The following is a 24,886-nucleotide window of genomic DNA, read 5'->3' on the forward strand; positions in this document are numbered from 1 at the left end:
ATATCGGGGCGCGCCGCCCCCGCAAATCCCTTACCCGACGAGCACGGCCACGCCGCATCGCATGCCGGTCGCGCGAAGGTCGGCCTCGCCGATCCCGACGCCCAGCATTCCCGTCGTCGTCATCAGCAGGGTATCGAGCGCAGGTGACACAAGCTGGAGCAATCCGCCGACCGAGCGGAGCAGCGGATCGATCGGAATTGGCAGGCCGATCAGCTCGACCTTCAACGACGCCTGGCTGGCGAGAGATGTCGCCAGCCCATCCACCGGCGCGGTGGCGCGGATCGTCTTGCGCGTCCCTGCCTGGATCGCGGCCCAGTCGAACGTCGCTTTCTGCCAAGGCTCCGCCGCGCCAAGCGAGATAGTGCTGCTGCCGATCACGTCGACCAGCAACGTATCAACCAGCCGCGCCGGGCTCGGGGTCAGCGCCGTGCTGAAATCGCCCATGCGGGTTTCATCGACAGTGCCGATCGTCGCGCGGACGAGATCGGTCTTCGCCTCCAGCGTGACACTGCGGGAGGCTTCGCTGGCGCAATTGATCGCGTTGAGGCGTGCCTGCGCTCCCGCCAGTTCGACGAAGACCGGCAGGTCGATCGAAATCAGCCCCGGCAATCCCGCCAGCGCGGCCGGCGCCACGCGGCTGCGGACATAGAGCCGGGCCTGCGCCGTGCGGATGATCGGCGTCCCCTTGTCGGTGATCGATATCCACGGCGACTGCGCCTCGCGCTCTCCGATCGCCAGCGAGACGCGGGTGGAGGCAAGGCCTGGCACGCTGGCGCCAAGATCGAGCGACACCTGCCGCTGCGGTGAACCGAGCTGCAACAACGCGGTCGCCAGTGCCAGCGCATCGGCTTTGACGACGCCAGTGCCGCCCTCGCTCTGCGACGCCAGCGGCCCCGCATCGATCAGCGCGGCGAGCGAGATCGAACGGCTGCCGTTGATATTGAGCAGGCGCCTTATCGCGTTGGACGCCTGCGGTTGCCCGTCGGCGGAGAGTGCCGAGGCAAGTGCGTCCAGCGCCTGCGGCGTGGAAACGTTGCTTTTGAGGACATCGCCGAAGGTCGCGGCCTGCAACCCCGCCGTGGTGCGCAGCAGCGGCAGATACCGCAACAGATCGACATCCGCGCCCGCCAGCGCGCGATAGTCCATGACCGACAACGAAACGTTGCTGCCCGTCAGCGCGGACAGATAGGCGTTCAGCAAGCCGCCATCGAGGCTCGCCAGCCGCGAGCCGATCGAAAAGCCCGCGTAACGCTGCCGCGCAGCGGTCGCCCCGCGGCCGATTGTCACGCTTTGCCGGCCGAAGATCGCGGCAAGGAAGGTTGGGGAGGTAGATTCCAGCTCGACCCGTACCGCGTCGGCACCGCCGCTCGCGCTGCTGGGCGTGAAGCGCGCGCCGGGCGCCAGCGCAGGATCGGGGCGATAATTGCCCCCCGTGACACGCGTGATGACCGGGCGGGGAAAGCGCGCCGCGGCGACAGACATCTCCGCCACATTCTGCCCATTGCCTGGATCGCCTGACGCCGCCGCAAGCGCAGCCGCATCCGCCATCCCCTGAAGCCGCCGCGCATCGAGCTGTATCGCCCCGACATCGACGGCAAAGGCCGCAAGGCCGATCAGCACCGGCATCGCCGCTGCGACGAGCATCCCGGCACCGCCGCGTCGATCCGCCGCCAGCCGGTTCACAACACTCCGCCCTGCTGGATCACCGCGCTGCGCTCGATCAGCGGATCGGGCATCGGGAGCAGCTTCACGCCGAACAGGGCGATACCCGATGCGTCGACCCGCACCCGCACCGTCACCATCGGCGGCGCCTCATCGACGCTGAGCGAGGCGGTGCCGGGGCGGATTTCTGGCAGACGCGCCAGTTCACGTGCCATTGTGGCATTGGCGAGCGTGGCCCGCTCCGCCGCGTTCATGCCGGCAATGGTGGCGCGGGCCGAATCGTTGGCGAGTTGCTGCGCGCTGTGGGCGAGCAGAAAATATTGGCCGTAACCGAGGATCCCCAGCAGGATCGCAATCAACACCGGGGCGAGCAGCGCGAATTCAACGATCGCCGCGCCCCGCGAATCGGGCAGGAACGGGCGAAGGATACGGCGCTGGTCCAGCTTCATGGTGGCGCAGCGTAGAACGCTCGGATTTACCGATCGCTCGCGACGCTTCGCGCGCGATTACGCAAAGCACAGATGTGGATGTAGGCCGCAAGATCGCGGAATCGCACCGTTATGGCGCGATTCCGCGTAAAATCAGCGCACGCGCGGGCCGCCGAACGGGATCGGGGGCGCGCGCCGATCGCGACGCGGCAATTGCGCCTGATAGGCGTGGCCGCAATGCGCGACACAATAAGGGAAACCGGGATTCACCTTGTCGCCACAGAAATGGAAATCCGGCTCGCCGGGATGACCGAGCGGCCATTTGCACACCTTGTCGCTGAGATCGAGCAGCGAAGTCTTGCCCGCGATCTCCGGCGATGGGCGGGCGGGAACTAGGCGGCGCGGCGGGGCAGGCGTGATCGGCGGCTGCTGTTCGCCGGGCGACTGACGGACGAAGCCGCCAGGGCCGACCGAGCGCAGCACCGGCTGCCCCTCAAGCGGCTGGCGCGGTGTTAGATCGGTGGTGATCGTGATCGGCTTCGGCTCCGACACATGCGTCACCACCGTGGATGCCGGCGGCTGGGATGGCGCCGTCGCGATCGGCGTTGGCGGCGGGGGAGGTGCGGCGGGAGCCGGCGGCTTTGTCTCCGCCATCGCTTCGACCTTCGCTTCGGCCTTGGCGACTGCCTCCTTGGCCACGACCGGGGAAGGGCGCGACTGCAGCCCCAGGCGATGCGCCTTCCCGATCACGGCATTGCGGCTCACCCCGCCCAGCGCCTCGGCGATCTGGCTTGCGGTCTGGCCGCCTTCCCACATGGTCTTGAGCGTGTGGATACGCTCCTCGGTCCAGGACATCTTTCTTCCTTCGCTGGCGGCCGGGTTGCAGGCGCTCGCCGCAGGGTTTACCCGCAGGCATAATGAGCAGCCATCCCCCAATCGGCCAAATTCCCTCGGCAATCAGAAACGCCCCCGGTGTCCCGGTGATCCGGAACATCAACTGGGGCGGCCTCAAGACCCTCTATGTGAAGGAGGTGCGCCGTTTCTTCAAGGTGCAGCTCCAGACTGTGTGGGCGCCGGCCGCCACGACATTGTTGTTTCTCATCGTTTTCACGATCGCCACGGGTGCCAAGCGGCCGGTGCACGTCGGGAATATCGATGTCGCTTTCGCCGATTTCATCGCGCCGGGGCTTATCATCAGCCAGGGCATGATGGGGCCCGCGTTCGCCAACGCGAGCTTCTCGCTGCTGGTGGGCAAGATTCAGGGCACGATCGTCGATTATCTCCAGCCGCCGTTGTCCAGCGCAGAGCTGCTCGCCGCGCTCGTCGGCGGCGCGATGACGCGGGCGTTCCTGGTCGGTACGATCTGCTGGCTGGCGATGGCGCTGTATCCGGGTGTCCACGTAACACCGGTGCACCCGATCGCGGTGCTGTGGTTCGGTTTCCTCGGCGCTGCGTTCCTGTCGCTCCTGGGTGTGCTGACCTCGATCTGGGCGGAGAAGTTCGATCACGCCGCCGCCGTCACCAATTTCGTGATCGCGCCGCTATCGTTGCTGTCCGGCACTTTCTATTCGGTTGATCGCCTCGCGCCCGCTTTCCGTGCGTTCAGCCATGCGAACCCGTTCTTCTATATCATCTCGGGCTTCAGGTACGGCTTTCTGGGTACCGCCGATTCGCCAGTGCTGATCGGCAGCATCGTTATCCTCGCGATCGACGTGGTGCTGGGCGCGCTGTGTTACATGCTGCTGCGTAGCGGGTGGAAACTGAAGAACTGACCGATGCCTTGTCTGGCGCTGAAGGCTGTCGTCTCGGGCGTGTTGATTGCGATCGCTTCCACCATGGCAAAGCGTTACCCGGGCTTTGGCGCGCTGATCGCGTCGCTGCCGCTTGTATCGCTGCTTGGTATGATCTGGCTGTGGCACGACAAGCCCGACGCCGAGAATATGGCCGCCCATGCCGGAGCGACATTCTGGTATGTCCTCCCCTCGCTCCCGATGTTCCTGCTGATCCCGGCGCTGGTCGCCGGTTGCTTCCTTACGATTGCCCTGTACGCGCTCACGATCTGGCTTGGCCCGCGCTTCGCGCCTGTCGCTTTGAGCTAGAATCCCTCCGGCATTTTCGCCGGGCCGATCACCCGTTCATACTCCCTGATCGCGAACCGATCGGTCATCCCGGCGATATAATCGGCGATGTGACGACTGAGCGCAGGCTCCCCCGCTGGCAGGTCCGCGCGCCATTCTTCCGGCAGCAGCGCGGGCTTCTCGTGGAACGTCGCGAACAACCCCGCAACCACGTCTCGCGCCGCCGCCGCCGCCTCCAGCTGACGCTCGTGGTGATAGAGGTTCGCGTACATGAACCGCTTCAGATCACGTTCCTCCACGCGCATCGCATCCGAAAAGGCCACTAGCGCCCGTCCGGCCGCGCGCACGTCCGTCACATCGCGCACGCCAGCCTCGGCGATCCGGCGGCGTGTCTCACCGATCAGATCGAGCACCATCGTCCCGATCTGTTGCCGCACCAGCTCGCGCGACAGGCGACGATCCGAGATATCCGGGAACCGCGTGCGGGCCGCCGCCCATCCGCGCGCGACGAGCGGCACCTCCTGCAACTGCTCGGGCGTCAACAGCCCCGCCCGCAGGCCATCGTCGATATCGTGATTATCGTAGGCGATATCGTCCGCGATCGCCGCGATCTGCGCCTCCAGACTTGGCCAGGTTTCAAGTTCCAGCAGCGCGTCCGCATCCGCTTCCGCCAGTGCCCAGCCGGGATGACGAACCGGGCCGTTGTGCTTGGCCAGTCCCTCCAGCGTTTCCCAGGTCAGGTTAAGGCCGTCGAAGCGCGGATAGGAGCGTTCGATCCGCATCAGCGTGCGCAGCGCGTGGCCATTGTGATCGAATCCGCCCGCCGCGATCGTCGCCGCCTTCAGCGCGTCCTCCCCCGCGTGGCCAAAGGGTGGGTGGCCTATGTCGTGCGCAAGGCACACCGCCTCGGTAAGGTCTTCATTCAGGCCCATCGCCCGCGCGATCGTCCGCCCGATCTGCGCGACCTCCAGGCTATGCGTCAGCCGGACGCGGAAATGATCGCCATCGGGTGCGATGAAAACCTGCGTCTTGTGGCGCAACCGGCGAAAGGCGATCGAGTGCACGATACGGTCGCGATCGCGCTGATAGTCGTCCCGTGGCCCGCGTGGCGCGCCGGTTCCCTCCTGATGCAGCCGGCCGCGTCCCGCCGCAGGATCGGACGCCCACGGCGCGAGCGCTGCGCTCACTTGCCCTCGATCTTGGTCATTTTCTGGCCGGCACTACTGGTGAAGGTGAAAGCCGACACACCTTCCTTCGCGAGCTTGTTCACCATCGCGCGCGCCTCCGCCTCGGTCTTGAATGGCCCTGTGACGACGCGGTTGGTGGCCCGCAGCTTCGTTGTATAAGCGGCCTTCCCGCCGAGCGTCGCGCTTTTGCCCTTCACCGCGGACCATGCCTTGGGCAGATCGCTTTCGTTGGCGCCGCCCGCCACCTGCACCCAGATACGCGCCGGCTGTTTCTTCTCCGCCTTGCGTTCTTCGGCCGCAGCGCGGGCTTCTTCTGCTTTCTTCGCGGCGGCGAGCTTCTTCGCCTCCTCGGCCCGCTTCTGCGCGGCCGTCAGCTTCTTCGGCTTCGCGTCATCGGCGGCGGCAAGTTGCTCCTCCGCTTTTGCGGCTGCCTTGCCACGGCCGCGCCGGGAATTGACGATTGCGGCGTCTGCACCGGCGTCGACCTCCTCCGCCCTGGCGGCGTCCCGCCTGCGTCCTCGCGTCGATCTCGTCGGAGCGCTGGCGACTTCCATCCCCGCCACGTTTTTCGCCGATGCCTTCCGATCCTGCGCGGCGACTTCGACGGCCGGGGCCGGGGCCGGGGCCGCTTCACGCCGCACGCGCGGGGCAGGCGGCTCCGCCGCGGCCAGTTCTGATTCGGGCACCGAAATGCCCGCGATGATTTTCGCGAGGATCGAATCCTCGCTCATCTTCGGCGGGACCGGCTTGGTGGACGCGACGGCGCGGGTCGGGGCTGAACGCAGCGGCGCAGCAACCGGCGGTGGCAGGGAGGCCGGGACGCTGACTGTTTCAGCGACGGGTGGCGGCTGCGGCGCCGGGGTGGCTCGCGCGATCTGCACCGGCGCGCGCGGCGGCAGCTTTTGCGTGACTTCCCGCGGAGCGGCAAAGACCACGCCGTTGCCGGGAAAGCGCGGTGGCGCCGGCAAGGTGCTTTCGGCGGTCTGTTGCGAAGCGGGAGCGGGAGTGGCTGCCGCCACGACCGGCGCAGCCGCCTTGCCGCGGCGGCGATCACGCGCCGGTTGTTTCGACGGCGCGAATGTCGGTGGCGGCGGCGCGGCCACGATACGAACGGGGGCGCTATCGTCTGGCCCCAGCGGCGGAAGCGAGGGCGCCAGCCGCGCGTCGGCGAGCCGCGCGGCGCCGGCGCGCACTTCGCCGAAATGGACCGCAAACGCCTTGTCGACCGGCGCGAGTGTCGGCAGCCGTTGGAAGAACGGCGCCAGCCCTCCGGCCATTCCCGACGGCATCATCGTGGTGGCGATCTTCTCCGCCCCCGGGACATCGCCGCCCATGGCGAGGATGAATGCGCGTGCGCGCCATGCGCCACGATCACCGCCCCGCAATAATGGATCGATCTGCTTCAGCGCTTCTTCCTGCCGCCCCGAGATCGCGAGCGATAGCGCGTAACGCCGCTGCACCTCTTCCTGCACGCCGCCCTTCAGGACCAGGCGATAATCGCGCTGCGCGCGCTCCTGCTCGCCGATCAGGTCATAGGCAAGACCGCGATCCCCCGCGAAACTGCGTGGATCAAGGCCGTAGCCCGCCGCCTGATCGAAATAGCGCAATGCTTCTCCCGGGCGCTCCTGCTGCACCAGGATGCGCGCCATACCTGCCTTCACGCGGCCATTCATCGGGTCGATCTCATCGGCGCGCTTGAACAGCGCCGCAGCGCCGCTGGCGTCCCCGAGCCGGAGCGAGAGCTCGCCCGCGTTGATCAAGGCACCCAGGTCTCGCGGATTCGCACCGACGGTGCGCATCGCAGCCGCAAGCTGATCGGCATCGGAGCCGCCCTGCGGCAATGGCTGAACGGTCTGCGCCGCGCCGGCGGCCGGAATCGCCGCAACCGATGCGAGCAGCAGCAGCCCAAGGGAAAACGTGCGATTCATCGCGTATGAACTATCTCTTATCGGCCGGCGGAATGCCGACCCGACTAACGAGGCATGCTCGGCAGGAACAGCTTACCCCGCCCTTCGCAATCGCCCTGCGCCGATATGGCACCACGCCGCCTCGTCTGTAACTGTCTCGCGCCGATCCGGGGTCAGGGAGCGGCGAATCCCGATCCACCCGTCAGGCCCGAGTGCCGGCGCGGAAACTCCGCACCGGCAGGCTCGATCACTGGTTGTTCTGGCGATGCAGGAAACGCGGGATATCAAGCGCGTCCTTTTCGCCGCCCTCGTCGCCGCGCTGTGTACCGCGCGAGGCATTCTGCATGCGCTCGAAGAGGGTGCCGCCCAGCTTCACGCGCGGCGCGGGCGCGGCTTCCTCGCCGGCTTCGGCACCGGAGGACAGCCAACGGCGGCGTCCGGCCGGCGCGGGCGCCTCGTCATCAAACACCTTGGGGGCGGCCTCCTCCGCCGGCGCAGCCGGGGATTCGGGCACGATGGTTTCGGAGCCGAGCAGCAACTCCTCCTCCGCCGGCGCCGCTGGTTCGGGCGGCGCGATCGCATCGGTCAGCTCGATTTCCGGTTGCTGCGCGATCGGATCCGCGGCCACCTGTTCCGCCGCAGGAGCGACATCCGGAGCCGACGACGCGGCAGCAGCGGTGGGCGCGGGCGCAGGATCGGCGCGACGCGGAGCGGAGAAGCTGAACGCACGGGCAGGTTCCGCCACAGGCGCATCGGCGCGCGGCTCCGCCTCGATGCCGGTCGCCACGACGGAAACCCGGATCTTGCCCTCCAGTTCTGGATTGAAGGCAGAACCCCAGATGATGTTCGCGTCGGGATCGACCAGCTCGCGGATGTGGTTTGCCGCCTCGTCCACTTCCAGCAGGCGCATGTCTTCGCCGCCGGTGATCGAGATGATGACCCCCTTTGCGCCCTGCATCGACACGCCGTCGAGCAGCGGGTTGGCGATCGCCTTCTGCGCAGCGACGAGCGCCCGGTCGTCGCCCTCGGCCTCGCCGGTGCCCATCATCGCCTTGCCCATTTCCTGCATCACCGAGCGAACGTCGGCGAAATCGAGGTTGATGAGGCCCGGCATCACCATCAGGTCGGTGATACCGCGCACGCCCTGCTGGAGCACCTCGTCGGCCATTTCAAAGGCCTGCTTGAAGGTGGTGTTGGCGTTGGCGATCAGGAACAGGTTCTGGTTCGGGATGACGATCAGCGTATCGACATATTTCTGCAGTTCCTCGATCCCGCTCTCCGCGGACTTGGAACGGCGATTGCCCTCGAACGCGAACGGCTTGGTCACCACGCCCACCGTCAGGATGCCCATGTCGCGCGCCGCCTTGGCGATGACGGGCGCCGCGCCGGTGCCAGTGCCGCCACCCATGCCGGCGGCGATGAAGCACATGTGTGCGCCCTCGAGGCGCTTGGTGAGATCCTCGATCGTCTCTTCGGCGGCGGCCCGGCCGATCTCCGGCCGGCTGCCCGCGCCCAGGCCCTGCGTGATCTTCGCGCCGAGCTGGATCTTCTCCGGCGCCGTCGACTGCTTCAGCGCCTGCGCGTCGGTATTGGCGACCAGGAAGTCCACCCCCTGGACGTCGGCACGCATCATGTTCGCGATCGCGTTGCCGCCCGCGCCGCCCACGCCGATCACCGCAATGCGCGGGGTCAGCTCATCCGTTTCCGGGGTGATGAATTCGATTCCCATCGCCTACTTACTCCGCCTGTCCGGCTGTTCCCCTCACCGGACGTGTCGATTAACCTTCCTGCAACATAGCGCCCGGCCACACCAGCCGAAAACCATCGTGCAGCACCTAATAATTGGCCTTCACCGTCTGGAAGAGGCGCTTGAGCGCGCTGATCCCCTTTGGCCGGTAAACCTGCTGCTGCTGTTGCGGCGCCAGCCCACGCAGATCGATCGGATCGTTCGCCGCGAAAAAGGCCAGCCCCGCCAGTGCCGCGAATCCCGGCCCGGAATGCGCCTCGGGCAATCCGGTCAATCCGCGCGGTCGGCCGATGCGCACGGAACGACCCAGCACCTGCTGTGCATAATCGGCGATGCCCTTAAGCTCCGCGCCTCCGCCGGTCAGCACTACCTGGCGGTTGATCGGCCCCTCGAACTTCAGCTCCTTGAGCGCCGCCTGCACCTCGCCGACCAACTGCTCCAGCCGTGTACGGATCACCGCGATCAGCGCCGCCTTGGTTATCTGCAGGCCCTCGCCGTCCTCTTCATGCGCCGGTGTGCGGATCGTTATCATCTCGTGATTGTCGCGCGGGGAGGCGTTGGCGGAGCCGTGGAAGCATTTCATCCGCTCGGCCTGCCCCCGCGTGGTGCCGAAGGCGGAGGCGATATCGTCCGTGATGTCCGCCGATCCGATCGGGATGGATTTCAGCCCGACCAGCATCTCGCCCGCGAACAGCGAAACATTCGTAATGCCCGCGCCGATTTCCACCAGCGCGACACCCAGATCGCGCTCCTCCTGGGACAGACATGCGAAGCCGGTGGCGACCGGCGAGGCGATGATCGACTTGACCTCCAGATGCGCCGAGCGAACGCACAGATCGAGGTTGCGCACCGGCGAGCCATCGGCCGCGATCACATGGATATGCACGCCGAGCCGGTCGGCATGGAGGCCAAGCGGCTTCTTGACGCCTTCCAGCCCGTCGATCGTGTACAGCGCCGGCTGCGCATGAAGCACCATCCGGCCCTGCGGATCGATCGATTGCCGGCCCTCCTGCAACAGGGCATCGATATCGGACTGTTCGATGCGATGGCCGTTCAGCTCGGATTCGATGAACGCCTCGTCGGAGACGAGCCCGCCGGCGGAAAAGCCGGCCCAGACGTTCTCGATATTGATCCCCGCGATCCGCTCCGCCTGCTCGACCGCCTCGCGCACCGCCACTTCGGTCGCGGCCATGTCGGCGATATAGCCGCGTTTCACGCCTTTCGATTCGCGCTGGCCCGTGCCCAGCACGATAAGTTCGCCGCCGTCGCCTTTCTGCGCGATCATCGCCGACACCTTGGAGGTGCCGATATCCAGCGCGGTTATCAGGCCGTCAGGTGCTGCCTTCGCCATATGCCATTCCCCCTTGGTCAGACGTCGCCGACACGCGCGACGCGCGTTTCGGTGGTCGTGGTGGTGCCGCCATTTTCCCCCTTGTCGGCATCCGCGCGATTGCTTTCAGGCCCCGGCTTGCGCGCGACCATTTTGGTCGGATCGCGCATGTCGAAGCGTACCCATCCCTTGCCGAGCAACGGGCGGGCGCCCTCCATCTCGGCAAATTTCACCAGCGCGCGATCGGCGCCCTCCTGCGGCAGAAGAAGCGTCTCGCCGGTGTCGAACGTCAGATCCCAGCGGCGATTGCCCACCCACGTCGCCGCCTTCACGCGTGGGCGAAGCGCCGGGGCGGCGGCAAGCAGCCTCTGATACCCCGCCTCCTGTTGCGCCGCGCCAGGGCCGATCACCAGCGGCAGGCCGGCCGGCATGTGGCCCGCATCGATCGGATCGAGCAAGGTGCCGGTCGCGTCGATCAGCGTAAGCTGCCCTTCGTTCTGCCAGATCGCCGCCGGCTCGCGCTCAACCACGTGGATCAGCAACCGGTCGGGGAAACGCCGCGATACATAGGCATCCGCGATCCAGCCATAGGCCAGCAGCCGCTTGCGCACCGCCTGCAGATCGACCGCCAGCAACGGGCGGTCCGCCGACTGGTTTTCCAGCGCGATGGCATAGATCGTCTCGCGATCCATGCGCTTCTGCCCGGTGATGTCGACCTGTTCCACGCGCAGCCCCGCGCGCCCGGCACCTTCGGCCACCGCGTCGCCGATCATCCCCGGCACGCCCAGCCAGCTCGCCGCCGTCACCGCGATCGCGCCGCCGATACCAAGGAAGGTCCACGTCACCACACGGCGCAACGTATCGTGGCTCACGGGCAGCTTGGCGATCAGGCGATCCCCGATCGATGCCTTGCGGCGCTTCGGCGCGCCGGGGCGGCGCGGCGGCGAGCGGCGGACGGAAACGGACTGTCGGCTCATGCGCCAGCCTCCCGCAGCGCTTCGTCGACGATCGCCTGCACCAGCTCGGGATAGCTCATGCCGGTGTGACGCGCCTGTTCTGGAACAAGGCTGAGCGGCGTCATCCCCGGCTGGGTGTTCACCTCGAGCAGGAACAGGCCGTCGACGCCGCGCTCGTCATCCCAGCGGAAGTCCGCCCGGCTGCACCCCTTGCAGCCGAGCAGCCGGTGCGCCTGCAGCGCGATCGACATGCACGCCTCGGTGATCTCGTCGGGGATTGGCGCCGGGAAGAGATGATCGGTCATCCCCTCGGTGTATTTGGCATCGTAATCGTAGAAGCCGCTCTTGGGTCGCAGCTCGGTGACGCCCAGCGCGCGCGGGCCATCTGGGCCGCCCAGCACCGCCGTCGTAAGTTCGCGCCCCCGTACATAGGGTTCCGCGAGCAGTTCGTCGAACCGCTGCCACGGCCCCTCCACGTCGCGACCGATCGGCACGCCGTAATTGCCGTTTTCCGTGACGATCGCGATCCCCACTGACGATCCTTCGTTGACCGGCTTCAGCACGTACGGGCGCGCCAGCGGGTCGCCCGCGAACAGCTCCGCGGATCGCACGATCCGCCCGCCCGGCATCGGAATGCCGTGGGGAACGAGCTGGTTCTTGGTCAGCACCTTGTCGATCGCGATCACCGACGTCGCGAGGCCCGAATGGGTGTAGGTCAGGCCAAGCAGGTCCATCAGTCCCTGCACCGTGCCGTCCTCGCCGGGGGAGCCGTGCAGCGCGTTGAACACCACATCCGGCTTCGCGGCCGCCAGCCGCGCCGCCACGTCGCGCGCCATGTCGATCCGCGTGACGCGATGGCCGAGCGCCTCGAGCGCGTCGGCGATCCCCGCCCCCGATGAAAGCGAGACCTCGCGCTCCGCCGACCAGCCGCCCATCAGCACCGCGATGTGAAGAGGACGACGATCAGGCACGCGCTACTCCTTGCGACACGAACGAAACCTTCGGGGCGAACCGGGCATACATCACTTCGCCACCCCGATGCGCTCGATTTCCCATTCGAGCGCCACCCCGCTCGCCGCTTGCACGCGGACACGCACTTCCTCGCCCAGAGCTTCGATCTGGGCACTGGTGGCGCTGCCTAGATTGAGGAGGAAATTGGTATGCTTCTCGCTCACCTGCGCGTCACCGATGCGCAGCCCGCGACAGCCAGCTGCGTCGATCAGCGCCCACGCCTTCTCGCCAGGCGGGTTCTTGAACGTCGATCCGCCCGTCCTGGAACGCAGCGGCTGCGAGGCCTCGCGGGAGGCGGCGATTCGATCCATCTCCGCCTGGATCGCGAGCGGATCGCCCGGTTCGCCCCGAAACGTCGCGCTGACCACGACGGCCCCGTCCGGCAGCTCGGAATGGCGATAGCTGTAGCCCAGGTCTGCGGTTGCGAGCACGCGGCGTTCACCGGAACGCAGCACCACCTCGCATTCGACCAGCACGTCGGCCGTCTCGCGACCATATGCCCCGCCGTTCATCCGCACGAAGCCGCCGACCGTGCCGGGGATCGAGCGGAGGAATTCTATTCCCGCGATCCCCGCATCGCGCGCAGTCGATGAAACCAATATGCCGCTCGCGCCCCCGCCACAACGGATCGTAGTAGCGTCGAGCCGCTCGACCTTGGCGAACGGCTTGCCCAGCCGAATGACCACCCCGGGCACGCCACCATCGCGCACGATCATGTTTGATCCCAGCCCAAGCGTCATGATCGGCACCCAGCCGGGCAGATCCGCGACGAAGGCTGAAAGCCCCGCGACCGAAGCCGGTTCGAACAGCAGCTCCGCGGGCCCTCCGGTCTTGAACCATGTGAGCGGCGCAAGCGATGCACCCGGGCTCAGCCGCCCGTCAGGGTCGCTGACGCTGAACGAGCCGGCGGCCAGCGTCACATCGAGCGCGCCCGGTCTGCGCTCGATCAGTGGCACCGTCGTCACCACGGCCCCATTCCCCACAGACGCAACCATGCCTGATACGCCGCGAGATTCGCGTCCGCCGCGCGCTTTGCCGCCTGTTGCGCGTCAAGAACCGCTTTGCTCGCAGCCTGCATCTGGCTGCCCACATCGAGCACGCGTTGCTGCGCATCGAGCATCTGCTGCTGGAACTTCAGCGATTGGGAAAGCCAGTCGGTCATCGCTTCGCTCCGATCGCCGCCGCCAGGCCCGCGGCCCATTTCGTGATGTCGCCCGCGCCAAGGCACACCACCTGATCGCCACCCCGCACGACTGCGGCGAGCGTGGTTGCGAGCGTGTCGGCATCCGCGACGGTCGCCGCCGCGCGATGGCCGCGCCGCTTCAGCCCCTCCACCAAAGCCTCGGCATCGACGCCTTCCACGGGCGTTTCGCCCGCCGCATAGACGGGCGTGACGTAAACCATGTCCGCATCGTTGAACGCGCTTTGGAAATCATCCATCAGGTTGCCGAGCCGCGAATAGCGATGCGGCTGCACGACCGCGATCACGCGGCCCTGCGCGCTTTCCCGCGCCGCCGACAGCACCGCGCGTATCTCTACCGGGTGATGGCCGTAATCATCGATGATGGTCGCGATGCCACCCTCCGCGCTGACCTCGCCCACCTTGGTAAAGCGCCGCTTGACCCCGCCAAACTTCTCGAAGCCTTTCTGGATCGTCGCATCGTCGATGCCCAGCTCCAGCGCGACGCCGATCGCCGCGAGCGCGTTCTGCACATTGTGGCGGCCCGGCATCGGCAGGTCGATATGCTCGATCGATCGCGTCGCGCCATCGCGCGCGCGGATGATCGCCTCGAAGCGGTTGCCGCCGGGATAGGGCGTCACGTTCACGCCGCGCACATCGGCGGATGCCGCGAAACCGTACGTCACGATCCGCCGGTCGCGCACCCGCGGGATCAGCGCCTGCACCTCCGGGTGATCCAGGCAGAGCAGCGCCGCGCCATAGAAGGGTACGTTCTCGACGAACTCGACATAGGCTTCCTTGGCGCGCTCGAAATCGCCGTAGTGATCGAGATGCTCGGGATCGATGTTCGTCACGACAGCGATCGTGCCGTCCAGCCGCAGGAAGCTGCCGTCGCTCTCGTCCGCCTCCACGACCATCCAGTCGCTGTCGCCCAGCCGGGCGTTGCTGCCGTAGCTGTTGATGATGCCGCCGTTGATGACCGTGGGATCCACCCCGCCCGCATCGAGCAGCGCGGCGACCATCGAGGTGGTCGTCGTCTTCCCATGCGTCCCCGCCACCGCCACGGTGGACTTGAGGCGCATCAGTTCGGCCAGCATCTCGGCGCGGCGCACCACCGGCACGCGCCGTTCGAGCGCGGCCTCCACCTCCGGGTTCCCGCGCTTGATCGCGGTGGAAGCGACGACCACCGCCGCCTCGCCCAGATTGTCCGCCTTGTGGCCGATCGAGACCGGAATGCCGCGCGCGCGCAACCCCTCGACGACATAGCCTTCCGCCACGTCCGACCCCTGCACCCTGTAGCCCAGGTTGTGCATCACCTCGGCGATGCCGGACATGCCGATCCCGCCGATGCCGACGAAATGGATCGTGCCGATGTTGGTGGGGACGCCCTTCACGCAAACGCTTCCTTCTGGATCACCGGGCCGACCGGCAGCGCCGAACGCGGCGCATCCAGGCTTTCCACCAGATCCGCGAGATCGCGCGCCGCATCGGGCCGGCCGCAGGCGCGGGCGCGGGCAGCGGCATTCTCCAGCCCCTCGGGATCGAGGCCGAGCTTCTGCATCTGCTTGGCCAGTTCGGATGGCGTGAACTGGCTTTGCGGGATCGTCCGCGCCCCGCCGGCACGCGTGATCTCCCGCGCGTTGGCGGTCTGGTGGTCGTCGGTGGCGGTGGGCAGCGGAACGAGGATCGCGGGCCGCCCCGCCACCGTCAGTTCGGCGATGGTCGAGGCGCCCGCGCGTGCGATCACCACATGCGCCCAGCCCAGATGCTCGGGCAGATCGGGCAGATAGGTCGCGAGATCGGCGGCGATATCCAGCTCGGCATATTTGGCGCGCGCGGCATCGATATCCTCGATCCGCGCCTGATGCGTCACCTGCAAGCGGCGACGGAAGGCGACGGGCAGCATCGCGAGCCCATCCGGCACCACCTTGCTGAGCACGCTCGCACCCTGCGATCCGCCGGTGACCAGCACACGGAATATGCCGTCTTCCTCCAGCAGCGGATAGGGCTTGGCGCGCAACGCGATCACGCTGTCGCGCACCGGATTGCCGACGCAATTCGCCTTCATCTGATGAGCCGGCTTGAGCCGCTCGGTATCGGCATAGGACGTGGCGATCGCATCCACCCGCCGCGCGACCAGCCGGTTGACGCGGCCGAGCACGGCGTTCTGCTCATGGATCGCGGTGGGGATCTTGTCGGCAAAGGCCGCCGCCAGCGCGGGGAAGGCGGGGTAGCCGCCGAAGCCGATCACCGCCGCCGGCTGAAAGGTACGGTAAAGCTCCCGCGCCATCGCCCGGCCGCGCCACATCTCGCGCGCCGCCTTTGCCCAGCCGAGCGGGCCGCCGCTCAGCCGCCCGGCCGGAAGCACATGCGTCTGCACGCCGTCGAACAGGCCGGGAAAGCGCACGCCGCGCTCGTCCGAAACCAGCGCCACGCGATGCCCGCGCCGGATCAGCTCCTCCGCCAGCGCGGCGGCGGGGATCATGTGGCCGCCCGTTCCCCCGGCGGCGAGCACGAAATGCCGCGGGCGCGTCACAGCGCCCCCCAGCGGGTGACATAGGGGCTGCGCAGCAGGAAAGGATTGCGGCGGGTGAAGGTGAGAAGCAGGCCCATCCCGATCGACAGCGCGATCATCGATGAGCCGCCATAGCTGATGAACGGCAACGTCATGCCCTTGGACGGCGCGAGGCCGGTATTGACCGCCATCGAGACCAGCGCCTGCGCGCCGAACTGCGTGGCAAGCCCACCGGCCGCGAGCAATTTGAAATTATCCTGTTCGTCGAGCAGCTTGACGAAGACGCGCACCACGATCGCCAGAAACATAACCGCGATCACCATGCACGCAATCAACCCGAACTCCTCTCCGATGACCGAGAAGATATAGTCCGTATGCGCTTCGGGAAGCCCGAATTTCACGCGGCCGCCACCTGGCCCGGTCCCCGTCCAGCCGCCGGCGGTTAGCGTGGCGTGCGCCGCATTGGTCTGGAAATGGTCGCTCGCGCCAGCCCCTTCCGCATCGGGGAACAGGAAGGCGTCGATACGGGTGCGCGCCGTGCCATAGAACACATAGGCTGCGATCAGCGCCGCCGGCGCCATCGCCACGAACGATGCGATCACGCGCCATGGCGTCCCGGCGATCATCAGCAGCGCCAGCCATACCGAGCAGAAGATGATCGTCTGCCCCAGATCGGGCTGCATCATCAACATCGCCGCCACCAGCCCCGTCATCACGAAGGTGATCGTCGTCACCGGCAGCGATTCGTCACGTGCGCGCAGCGAGAGCAGCCACGCGACGGTGACGATGAAGCATGGCTTGAGGAACTCCGACGGCTGGAACTGCGCCAGCCCGAAGCCGATCCAGCGACGCGCACCGTTCACCGTCACGCCCACCACCGGGGTGAGCGCGAGGAGCACGCCGAACACGCAGAAACCGACCACCGCCAGCCGCCGCGCGGTATTCACCGGCAGCATCGAGGTGATGAACAGCACCGGCAGCGAAACGGCCACCCACATCAACTGCCGCCAGAAATAATAAAGCGGCGGGAATTTCAGATGCTCGCCGGAATAGCGCACCGCGCTGGCCGGGCTGGCGGCGGCGACCGCGATCAGCCCGATCGCGATCAGGCCCAGCGTGAGCACCAGCAGCACCCGATCGGTATCCCAGAACCAGGTGCCGAGCGGCGAACGATCACCACGCCCGCCCCGCCCCTTCAGGCGCGCGCGCAGCCCCGCGTCGCTGACGATCTCGACCTTTTCTTCGCTCATGCCAGCGCCCCCACCGCGTCGCGAAATGCCTCGCCGCGATGCTCGTAATCGCGGAACTGATCGAAGGACGCCGCCGCCGGCGACAGCAGCACGGTATCGCCCGGCGCTGCGCGGCTTGCGGCGCTGGACACGGCGGCCGCGAGCGTTCCCGCCTCCTCCACCGCCATCTCGTCCTGCAGGATCGCCGCGAAGCGCGGCCCCGCCTCGCCGATCGTATAGGCTCGCACGACGTGATCGAAATAGGGGCGGCACGCGTCCAGATCGTCGCCCTTCGCCCGGCCGCCGACGATCCAGTGAACGCGCGGAAACGCGCCGAGCGCGGGCGCGGTGCTTTCCGGGTTGGTCGCCTTGCTGTCATCGACATAGGCGACACCGGCGACCTCCCGCACCTTTTCCATGCGATGCGGCAGGCCCGCGAATGTCTCAAGCCCGCGATCGATATCAGCTTCGCTCACGTCGAGCGCCCTCGCGACCGCGATCGCGGCGAGCGCGTTCTGGGCGTTGTGCGGACCTTGCAGGCTCGGCCAGCGCGTCTGGTCGAGGCACACGCCGGGCGCGATCTTCGTCAGATGCTCGGCGCGCGCCGAAAGTGATCGGGCGATCGTGGCGGATGGCGCGTCGCCGATCCCGATCACCGCCTCATGCTCCGGCGCCTGCATCGCGAACAGCCGCGCCTTGGACGCAACATAGCCATCGAACCCGTCGTAGCGATCGAGATGGTCCGGCGTGATGTTGAGCAGCACCGCCACGTCGCAATCGAGGCTGCGTGTCAGGTCGATCTGGTAGCTCGACAGCTCCAGTACATAGACGCCCCCGGCCGGCAGCGGCGCCTGCGCCAGGATCGGTAGCCCGATATTGCCGCCCATCAGGGCGGGCATCCCTGCGGCCTTCAGGATGTGCGTGACGAGGGCGGTCGTGGTGGATTTGCCGTTGGTGCCGGTGATGCCGACCACCTTGTGCGCGGGCAGTGCGGGGCGCGCCTCGGCGAAGAGCTCGATGTCGCCCGTGATCGCCACGCCTGCGGCGCGCGCTTTCGCTGCCAGCGGGTGCGTGTTGAGCGGCACGCCGGGGGAGACGAGCAATGCGTCGAAGCCTGCGAGGTCGATCGTGTCGAGGTCGGCGATCTGCGCGCCTTGAATGCCCTCGCGCCGCGCGGCATCGCTGTCCCATGCCACCACGGTCGCGCCGCCCGCGATCAGCGCGCGCGCCGCCGCCGCGCCGGATCGCGCCAGCCCGAGCACCGCGTAGCGTCTGCCGCGCCAGAGCGGGGAGACGATCACCTCAGCTTCAGCGTGGAAAGGCCGGCGAGTGCCAGCACGAGTGCTATTATCCAGAAGCGAATAACAACAGTCGGCTCACTCCAGCCGAGCTGCTCGAAATGGTGGTGGATGGGCGCCATGCGGAACACCCGCTTGCCAGTGCGCTTGTAAACCGCGACCTGGATGATAACCGAGAGCGCCTCGACCACGAACAGACCGCCGATGATTCCCAGCACGATCTCGTGATGCGCGATGACGGCGATAGTTCCGAGCGCGCCTCCCAGTGCAAGGCTTCCGGTATCGCCCATGAATACCGCCGCCGGCGGGGCGTTGTACCACAAGAAGGCAAGCCCCGCGCCGACCATTGCCCCGCAGAAGATCGCCAGATCGCCCGCGCGCGGCACATGCGGCAGCCCGAGATAATCCGCGAACTTCACGTTCCCGACGAGGTAGACGATTATCATGAACGCCACTGCCGCAATGATGACCGGCATCGTCGCCAAGCCATCCAGCCCGTCCGTCAGATTCACAGCATTGCCGAACGAGACGATCGTGAAGGCGGCGAATAACGGGTAGAGATAGCCCAGTTCGAGATAGTAACGGTTGGTGAATGGCAGAAAAAGGCCGGTGCCATTCTCCTGGCTGATGATCCACGCCGCCACGCCAGCGATCACGAACTCGAGCAACAGGCGCACCCGGCCAGGGATTCCGGCGGTGGTCGCCTTCGTGACCTTGTCGTAATCGTCCATGAAGCCGATCGCGCCAAATCCCAGCGTGACGAACAGGCTCGCCCACACGAACGGATTGCGCAGGTCCATCCAGATCAGGATCGCGAGGCTTAGGCTCGTCAGGATCATCAGCCCGCCCATCGTTGGCGTGCCGCGCTTGGCGAGATGCGTCTGCGGCCCGTCCGCGCGGATCGGCTGGCCCTTCCCCTGGCGCACGCGCAGCCAGCCGATGAACTTAGGCCCGATGATGAGGCCGATGAACAAGGCGGTCGCGATCGCACCGCCGGTGCGGAACGACAGGTAGCGGATCAGATTGAGGACACTCGGGAAGCCGAGGCTCTCCGCGATCAGATACAGCACTATGCAACGCCCCCGGCGAGAGCCGCGACGATCCGCGACAGCCCGACTCCGTTCGATCCCTTTACGAGCACCACGTCGCCCGGCGCGATCACCTGTTTCAGGCGATCAAGCGCGCTCGCGGCATCGGGCACATGGACGAAATCGACCTTCCCCTCAAGAGCCTGCGCCAACGCAGCCATCTTTTCACCGACGAGCAGCGCCGCTTGAACGCGCGCGGCCAGTATCGGCCCGGCGAGCGCGGCATGATAGGCATCACTGCCGGCGCCCAATTCTCTCATTTCGCCAAGAACTGCGACGTGCCGCCCGGATTCGTTCGACAGCACCTCCAGTGTGGCCGCCATCGAGGCGGGATTGGCGTTGTAGCTTTCGTCGATCACCAGCACCTCGCCATCCGCCACCCGCGCCGCAAAGCGATCACCGCGCCCAGTCAGCCCGCCAAGTTCGCCAAGCGCAAGTCCAGCCAGCCCAAGGTCCCCACCCGCCGCATCGACCGCGGCGACCACCGCCAGCGCATTCGAAACCCAATGCTGCCCGGGCTGCGATACGGTGAAGCTCAATTCGCGCTCGCCCACTTTCGCGGTCACGAACGTGCCGATATCTAGTCGCATGGTCTCGATCGGGTGAACGTCCGCCGCCTTGTCTAGCCCGAATGTCACGATCCGCGCCGCATATGGCGATGCGGCGTCGATCAGCCGCTTGCGATGCGGACTGTCATGCGGGACGATCGCGATGCCGCCGGGCTCCAGCCCGCGAAAGATCTCGCCCTTGGCGTCGGCGATCGCGCTTTCGTCCGCGAAGAACTCGGTGTGCGCGGGTGCGATTGCGGTTACAATCGCGATGTGCGGGCGGACGAGCGTGGTCAGATGCGCCAGTTCACCAGCGTGATTCATTCCCATCTCGAACACGCCGAAGCGCGTCCCGCGCGGCATCCTTGCCAGGCTGAGCGGCACGCCGGTGTGGTTGTTGTAGCTCTTGACCGAACGGTGCACCACACCCGGCGCGCCGCGATCGAGCGCGGCGAACAGCGCCTCCTTGGTGGATGTCTTGCCGACCGATCCGGTTACGCCGATGACCTTGCCGTCGATCCGAGCGCGGGCGGCACGGCCCAGATCCTCCAGCGCAGCAAAGCTGTCCGCGATGCGAACACAAGGGTGCGCGCTTGCTTCCGATACCAGCGCACCCGCCGCGCCACGCGCGAATGCACTATCCAGAAAGCGGTGGCCATCCGTTTCCTCGCCTTTCATCGCAACGAACAGATCGCCCGCGCCAATCTCCCGGCTGTCGAAGGCGACACCATTAACCGCAAAGTCGCCGGACGCGGTTCCGCTGGTTGCGGCCGCGATTTCTGCGGAGGTCCAGAGGCTCATCACAGGCCTATAACAGGGATGGCCGAGTCAACGCAGCCCACTGACTGCATCGCCGCTGACCAGTTCATATCGCACGCCGAGCTTGCGTCGCTCGCGCGGTCGCTTCTCGCCATCGGCGTGGGCGAACGGACGGGCGGGAACATTGATCTTCCTTTTCACGCTACCTCCCTTGCTACAGTGACGTCGTCGAACGGCAGGACGAGATCACCGACGATCTGGCCTTGCTCGTGCCCCTTGCCAGCGATCAACACGATGTCATCGCCGCCAGCCATACCGACGGCATGGGCGATTGCCGCCCGGCGATCGCCAATCTCGATCGCGTCCGGTGCACCTTTCAGTATCTCGGCGCGGATTGAAGCGGCATCCTCGCTGCGCGGATTATCATCCGCGACGATCACCACGTCCGACTGCGCGGCGGCAATCTGCCCCATCGGTTCCCGCTTGCCGCGATCGCGATCGCCGCCTGCGCCAAAGACCAGGATCAGCCGCCCCGTTACGTGCGGACGCAGCGCGGCGATCGCCGCCTCCAGCGCATCAGGCGTATGCGCGTAATCGACATATACCGGCGCGCCCGAGGCGGTGATGACGGCGCGCTCCAGCCGCCCACGCACCGGCTGGAGCCGCGCGAGATTGGCGATCGTCGCAGCGACATCGCCCCCTGCCGCGATCACCAGCCCGGCGGCGATTAGCGCGTTGGCGGCCTGATAGGCGCCGATCAGCGGCAGCGTCACATTATGCTCACGTCCGTCGGCGGCGATGACGAGTCCCTGCCCCAACAGCGTCGTGTCGCGTGACACGAGCCGCAATGTATCGCCATGTTCTCCAACGGTAATCAGCTTGGTACGGCGCGCATGGGCGAGATCCACCACGCGCTCCGATTGCGGATCGTCGACCCACACCACCATCGTGCCATCATCACCCAGCACTTCCGAGAACAGCCTCAGTTTGGCGGTGAAATAGGCCGCCATATCGCCGTGGTAGTCGAGGTGGTCGCGGCTCAGGTTGGTGAAGGCGGCCGCCATCACCGGCACGCCCTCGGTACGATACTGGCTCAGCCCGTGGCTGGACGCCTCGAACGCGAGATGCGTCACACCCTCGCGCGCCAGACCGCCGACGTTGGAAAGGAACGTCACCACGTCGGGTGTAGTGAGGCCGGTCGTCACGCGGTCGTCGGCGGTGGAGACGCCGAGCGTGCCGATCGAGGCCGCATGGTGCCCGGCCATCCGCCACAATTGCCGCGTCATCTCCACGGTGGAGGTCTTGCCGTTGGTCCCGGTCACCGCGACGGCGATTTCCGGGAACGGGGCAAAGAATCTCGCGGCCAGCTCGGCGAAGGTCTGGCGCGGGTTGGCGGCGGCGATATGCACCGCGCCAGCCACAATCGCCTCCGGCCGGGCGACGACCGCGATCGCACCGGCGGCAATCGCGGCGGGGATGTAATCCTCTCCGTTGACGCGCTGGCCTTCGAACGCACCGAATATCGTGCCCGGCGCGACCTTGCGGTGATCGATCGCAAAGCCGGTCACCTGTGTGGCCTCGGTTCCGCCGGTGAGCTGGCAGAGCCTCATTCGGCGATTCCCTTGTCTTCCTTCTTCCCCGGCGCTTTCCACAGCAGCGGGTTGAGATCGCTTAGATCGATATCGTGGCGATCGTCCGGGATCACGCCAAGCAGCGCCCCGGTGCGGCTGACCACCCTGCTTACCACCGGCGCGACGGTGTAGGCCGCCGTGGTCTGGAAGGAATTCGCCTGTACGCGCTTTGGCGAGTCCATCATCGCGATCACCACGTAACGTGGCGCATCCATCGGAAAGGCGGAGGCGAAGGTGGAGACGTTCGCGTTCTTGGCATAACCGCCGCGTTGCGCGACCTCGGCCGTACCGGTTTTGCCGCCGATGCGATAGCCCGGCGCCTCGCCCTTACGACCGGTGCCGTCGAGCACGACAAGCCGCAGGAGCTGGCGCATCCGATCGCTGGTCGATTGCTGAAGCACGCGGCGGCCCTTCGGCTCGGCCCCTTGCGGGATCTTGAGCAGGGTAGCCGGGTGCCAGATTCCGCCGTTGACCATCGCGGCGTAAGCAGTCGCAAGGTGCAGCGGCGTAACCGCGATACCGTGACCGTAAGCAGTCGTCATCACGGTTGTGCGCGCCCAGAAACCAGGCCAAAGCGGCCGCGCCTTCTCGACCAGTTCAACATCCGGCTTGCGATCGAAGCCCAGCTTGCGGAACATATCCTGCATCCGCGCCGCGCCGACCATGTCGGCGATCCGCGCGGTGGCGATGTTTGAGGAGTAGATCAGCGTTTCGGGGATGTTGAGCCAGCGCTTCTGTTCGTGCCCGCGATCATCATGGATCGTGAATCCGCCGACCTTGAGCGGCACCGTCGCGTCGAAACGGCGGCTCATGTCGGTGACCACGCCATAATCGATCGCGGCCGCCATCGCGATCGGCTTGAACGTTGAGCCGAGTTCATACACCGATTGCGTCACGTTGTTGCGCAGTTCCTCGGTGCCCGCCATGCCGACACGGTTCGGATTGAAAAGCGGCAGCGAGACCATCGCGATCACTTCCCCGGTGTGCACGTCCATGACGATGCCGGCTGCGCCTTTCGCCTGCATCTCGCCCATCGCGCGGCCGAGTTCGCTTTCCATCGCGGCCTGCACGCGACTGTCGATCGACAGCGCCACCGGGGCGCCGCTCTGTGCCGGATCGATGAGCCGCGCCTCCAGCGCGCGCTCCATCCCGCCCATCCCCCTGCCGTCGGTGGAAAGGTAGCCGAGCGCATGCGCAGCAAGCGTCGATTGTGGATAGAGCCGCTGGGTCTGCCGCTCGAACACTATTCCCGGCTCGCCGATGGCGTTTATCGCCTCAACCAAGGCTGGGCTGGCGCGCCGGTTCAGGTACGTGAACGACACTTTCTTCGTAAGTTGCGCATAGAACCACGGCTGATCGCCGGTATCGGGCATCAGATCGGCCAGCCGCTGCGCGATCGCGCCGCGATCGCCCAATAGACGATCGGGATGGACGCCAATTGCCCAGGCGTCGATCGTGCGCGCAAGCGGTTCGCCGTTGCGATCGATGATATCGCCACGCGGCGCGGCGCCGAGAATCGAGGCGCGCGCTGGCCTACCCTCGATCGCCAGCCACGAGAGCCGCGCGGCCACCACCGTCACTGCGGCGGCAAACAGCAGCATCAGCATCATCAGACGCATGTGCTGCGTCGCAAGCAGCACATGGCGCTGCTCGGTGGCCTTTATCGATCGGGCAGGGCGCGCGACCAGGGTAGTCAACGCAACCGCCGTGCCTCGACGCGGGCTCCGCTAGCCAAATCACCGAGCGTCGTGTCACTGAGCAGCGACTTGTCGAGCATCGCGACCGCCCTGCCCTTCCGGGACGCAGCCGGGGCCGGTTCCGCGACCGCCGTGCGCAACACCACCGCCGCCGTGAGCTTCGGCGCGCTCGAAACAGCAGGATGCACCGCAACCTTCACCAGCGCTGCAGGCCGCGCGATCGCAGGCGCTTCGTCGATCACCGGAGTTGGCGCGACGCGGGCGGGCGAGGGCAGCGATGGCACCACCAGCGCGGCAGTACGAATCGCGCCCTGCTGCTGCGCTAGCATCGGCGCGCCGCGATCGAAGCTGATCGAAGCGAGTTGCCCTTCATCGCGCACAAACTGCCCGGCGGTGGGCGATGCCAGCGCCAGTGTGTCGCCATTCCAGCGCTCGAGCTGCGTCAGGTTCGATCGAACATCGAACTCCGTTTCGAGCGCACGGATATCGCGCTGCGCCAAGCCGATGCGCCCGTTAAGCTGCTCCAGCCGCTTGCGCTCGGCTGCGACCTGAAGCGAGATAAGATAAAAGCCCAGCGACACGATCACCACGCCGCCGAACCAGCCCAAACCTTTCAACCGATACGTCGCCGCCAT

23 protein-coding genes are annotated in these 24,886 nt (G+C 66.9%); 2 read left to right on the forward strand and 21 right to left on the reverse strand.

Features of this window, described 5'->3' with window-relative positions:
* Window positions 1-30: 30 nt before the first annotated feature.
* The 3 genes from FFS35_RS11085 to FFS35_RS11095 form a co-directional block, all read right to left on the reverse strand.
* Window positions 31-1,683: a pilus assembly protein TadG-related protein gene (locus tag FFS35_RS11085; RefSeq protein ID WP_137787159.1), complete on the reverse strand. Its 1,653-nt coding sequence runs from the start codon at window positions 1,681-1,683 to the stop codon at window positions 31-33.
* Entirely contained in the window at window positions 1,680-2,111 is a 432-nt protein-coding gene (locus tag FFS35_RS11090) for a TadE/TadG family type IV pilus assembly protein (RefSeq protein ID WP_137787160.1), read from the reverse strand. Before FFS35_RS11090 ends, FFS35_RS11085 begins: the two co-directional genes overlap by 4 nt.
* Window positions 2,112-2,243: 132 nt before the next feature.
* Window positions 2,244-2,945 carry a GcrA family cell cycle regulator gene (locus tag FFS35_RS11095; protein ID WP_137787161.1) on the reverse strand — a complete coding sequence of 234 codons (702 nt, stop codon included), beginning with the start codon at window positions 2,943-2,945 and terminating at the stop codon, window positions 2,244-2,246.
* Between the two features lie 62 nt (window positions 2,946-3,007).
* Here FFS35_RS11095 and FFS35_RS11100 point away from each other — a divergent pair, with 62 nt between their 5' ends.
* Both FFS35_RS11100 and FFS35_RS11105 read left to right on the forward strand, forming a co-directional pair.
* Entirely contained in the window at window positions 3,008-3,862 is an 855-nt protein-coding gene (locus FFS35_RS11100; RefSeq protein ID WP_137787162.1) for an ABC transporter permease, read from the forward strand.
* 3 nt (window positions 3,863-3,865) lie between these two features.
* Window positions 3,866-4,189, forward strand: a complete 324-nt coding sequence (locus FFS35_RS11105) for a DUF3147 family protein (protein ID WP_137787163.1) — start codon at window positions 3,866-3,868, stop codon at window positions 4,187-4,189.
* Here FFS35_RS11105 and FFS35_RS11110 read toward each other — a convergent pair.
* The 18 genes from FFS35_RS11110 to FFS35_RS11190 all read right to left on the reverse strand — a co-directional run bounded on the left by FFS35_RS11110 (window position 4,186) and on the right by FFS35_RS11190 (window position 24,886).
* A complete protein-coding gene (locus tag FFS35_RS11110) occupies window positions 4,186-5,355 on the reverse strand; it encodes a deoxyguanosinetriphosphate triphosphohydrolase (RefSeq protein ID WP_137787164.1) in 1,170 nt (389 codons plus the stop codon). The two genes, FFS35_RS11105 and FFS35_RS11110, sit on opposite strands and share 4 nt — an antisense overlap.
* Window positions 5,352-7,283, reverse strand: coding sequence for an SPOR domain-containing protein (locus FFS35_RS11115; RefSeq protein ID WP_137787165.1), 1,932 nt, complete (start codon window positions 7,281-7,283; stop codon window positions 5,352-5,354). The genes FFS35_RS11110 and FFS35_RS11115 overlap by 4 nt, the downstream gene beginning before the upstream one ends.
* A gap of 226 nt (window positions 7,284-7,509) precedes the next feature.
* Window positions 7,510-8,991, reverse strand: a complete 1,482-nt coding sequence (gene ftsZ / locus FFS35_RS11120) for a cell division protein FtsZ (protein WP_137787166.1) — start codon at window positions 8,989-8,991, stop codon at window positions 7,510-7,512.
* 106 nt (window positions 8,992-9,097) lie between these two features.
* Window positions 9,098-10,360 (reverse strand): cell division protein FtsA, encoded by a 1,263-nt coding sequence (gene ftsA, locus FFS35_RS11125; protein WP_137787167.1) that lies wholly within the window; start codon window positions 10,358-10,360, stop codon window positions 9,098-9,100.
* A 17-nt stretch (window positions 10,361-10,377) separates the two neighbouring features.
* The gene (locus tag FFS35_RS11130; protein WP_137787168.1) at window positions 10,378-11,316 is read right to left on the reverse strand and encodes a cell division protein FtsQ/DivIB; all 939 of its coding nucleotides are present in this window, start codon (window positions 11,314-11,316) and stop codon (window positions 10,378-10,380) included.
* A complete protein-coding gene (locus tag FFS35_RS11135; protein ID WP_283214566.1) occupies window positions 11,313-12,266 on the reverse strand; it encodes a D-alanine--D-alanine ligase in 954 nt (317 codons plus the stop codon). The genes FFS35_RS11130 and FFS35_RS11135 overlap by 4 nt, the downstream gene beginning before the upstream one ends.
* Window positions 12,267-12,317: 51 nt before the next feature.
* A complete protein-coding gene (murB, locus tag FFS35_RS11140; protein ID WP_249341591.1) occupies window positions 12,318-13,220 on the reverse strand; it encodes a UDP-N-acetylmuramate dehydrogenase in 903 nt (300 codons plus the stop codon).
* A gap of 47 nt (window positions 13,221-13,267) precedes the next feature.
* A complete protein-coding gene (locus FFS35_RS11145; RefSeq protein ID WP_249341574.1) occupies window positions 13,268-13,468 on the reverse strand; it encodes a hypothetical protein in 201 nt (66 codons plus the stop codon).
* Window positions 13,465-14,880, reverse strand: coding sequence for a UDP-N-acetylmuramate--L-alanine ligase (gene murC / locus FFS35_RS11150; RefSeq protein ID WP_137787171.1), 1,416 nt, complete (start codon window positions 14,878-14,880; stop codon window positions 13,465-13,467). The genes FFS35_RS11145 and murC overlap by 4 nt, the downstream gene beginning before the upstream one ends.
* Entirely contained in the window at window positions 14,877-16,022 is a 1,146-nt protein-coding gene (murG, locus tag FFS35_RS11155; RefSeq protein ID WP_137787172.1) for an undecaprenyldiphospho-muramoylpentapeptide beta-N-acetylglucosaminyltransferase, read from the reverse strand. The genes murC and murG overlap by 4 nt, the downstream gene beginning before the upstream one ends.
* On the reverse strand, window positions 16,019-17,251 hold the full coding sequence (locus tag FFS35_RS11160) for a putative peptidoglycan glycosyltransferase FtsW (protein ID WP_137787173.1): 1,233 nt from the start codon (window positions 17,249-17,251) through the stop codon (window positions 16,019-16,021). The genes murG and FFS35_RS11160 overlap by 4 nt, the downstream gene beginning before the upstream one ends.
* Window positions 17,248-18,531: a UDP-N-acetylmuramoyl-L-alanine--D-glutamate ligase gene (gene murD, locus FFS35_RS11165; protein ID WP_137787174.1), complete on the reverse strand. Its 1,284-nt coding sequence runs from the start codon at window positions 18,529-18,531 to the stop codon at window positions 17,248-17,250. Before murD ends, FFS35_RS11160 begins: the two co-directional genes overlap by 4 nt.
* Window positions 18,528-19,598, reverse strand: coding sequence for a phospho-N-acetylmuramoyl-pentapeptide-transferase (mraY, locus tag FFS35_RS11170; protein WP_137787175.1), 1,071 nt, complete (start codon window positions 19,596-19,598; stop codon window positions 18,528-18,530). Before mraY ends, murD begins: the two co-directional genes overlap by 4 nt.
* Window positions 19,598-20,965: a UDP-N-acetylmuramoyl-tripeptide--D-alanyl-D-alanine ligase gene (gene murF / locus FFS35_RS11175; protein ID WP_137787176.1), complete on the reverse strand. Its 1,368-nt coding sequence runs from the start codon at window positions 20,963-20,965 to the stop codon at window positions 19,598-19,600. Before murF ends, mraY begins: the two co-directional genes overlap by 1 nt.
* Before the next feature lie 27 nt (window positions 20,966-20,992).
* Window positions 20,993-21,124, reverse strand: a complete 132-nt coding sequence (locus FFS35_RS20500) for a hypothetical protein (RefSeq protein WP_283214569.1) — start codon at window positions 21,122-21,124, stop codon at window positions 20,993-20,995.
* Window positions 21,121-22,533 (reverse strand): UDP-N-acetylmuramoyl-L-alanyl-D-glutamate--2,6-diaminopimelate ligase, encoded by a 1,413-nt coding sequence (locus FFS35_RS11180; protein ID WP_137787177.1) that lies wholly within the window; start codon window positions 22,531-22,533, stop codon window positions 21,121-21,123. Before FFS35_RS11180 ends, FFS35_RS20500 begins: the two co-directional genes overlap by 4 nt.
* A complete protein-coding gene (locus tag FFS35_RS11185) occupies window positions 22,530-24,251 on the reverse strand; it encodes a penicillin-binding protein 2 (RefSeq protein ID WP_137787178.1) in 1,722 nt (573 codons plus the stop codon). The genes FFS35_RS11180 and FFS35_RS11185 overlap by 4 nt, the downstream gene beginning before the upstream one ends.
* On the reverse strand, window positions 24,248-24,886 hold the full coding sequence (locus FFS35_RS11190; RefSeq protein ID WP_137787179.1) for a hypothetical protein: 639 nt from the start codon (window positions 24,884-24,886) through the stop codon (window positions 24,248-24,250). Before FFS35_RS11190 ends, FFS35_RS11185 begins: the two co-directional genes overlap by 4 nt.

The organism is Sphingomonas sp. 3P27F8, assembly GCF_005502745.1.
Lineage (GTDB): Bacteria > Pseudomonadota > Alphaproteobacteria > Sphingomonadales > Sphingomonadaceae > Sphingomonas.

Coding starts and splice junctions, on each gene's coding strand:
- FFS35_RS11090 (WP_137787160.1), bottom strand. CDS start 2,111: ATGAAGCTGGACCAGCGCCGTATCCTTCGCCCGTTCCTGCCCGATTCG.
- FFS35_RS11095 (WP_137787161.1), bottom strand. CDS start 2,945: ATGTCCTGGACCGAGGAGCGTATCCACACGCTCAAGACCATGTGGGAA.
- FFS35_RS11100 (WP_137787162.1), top strand. CDS start 3,008: ATGAGCAGCCATCCCCCAATCGGCCAAATTCCCTCGGCAATCAGAAAC.
- FFS35_RS11105 (WP_137787163.1), top strand. CDS start 3,866: ATGCCTTGTCTGGCGCTGAAGGCTGTCGTCTCGGGCGTGTTGATTGCG.
- FFS35_RS11115 (WP_137787165.1), bottom strand. CDS start 7,283: ATGAATCGCACGTTTTCCCTTGGGCTGCTGCTGCTCGCATCGGTTGCG.
- ftsZ (WP_137787166.1), bottom strand. CDS start 8,991: ATGGGAATCGAATTCATCACCCCGGAAACGGATGAGCTGACCCCGCGC.
- ftsA (WP_137787167.1), bottom strand. CDS start 10,360: ATGGCGAAGGCAGCACCTGACGGCCTGATAACCGCGCTGGATATCGGC.
- FFS35_RS11130 (WP_137787168.1), bottom strand. CDS start 11,316: ATGAGCCGACAGTCCGTTTCCGTCCGCCGCTCGCCGCCGCGCCGCCCC.
- FFS35_RS11145 (WP_249341574.1), bottom strand. CDS start 13,468: ATGACCGACTGGCTTTCCCAATCGCTGAAGTTCCAGCAGCAGATGCTC.
- FFS35_RS11160 (WP_137787173.1), bottom strand. CDS start 17,251: ATGAGCGAAGAAAAGGTCGAGATCGTCAGCGACGCGGGGCTGCGCGCG.
- murF (WP_137787176.1), bottom strand. CDS start 20,965: ATGAGCCTCTGGACCTCCGCAGAAATCGCGGCCGCAACCAGCGGAACC.
- FFS35_RS11180 (WP_137787177.1), bottom strand. CDS start 22,533: ATGAGGCTCTGCCAGCTCACCGGCGGAACCGAGGCCACACAGGTGACC.
- FFS35_RS11190 (WP_137787179.1), bottom strand. CDS start 24,886: ATGGCGGCGACGTATCGGTTGAAAGGTTTGGGCTGGTTCGGCGGCGTG.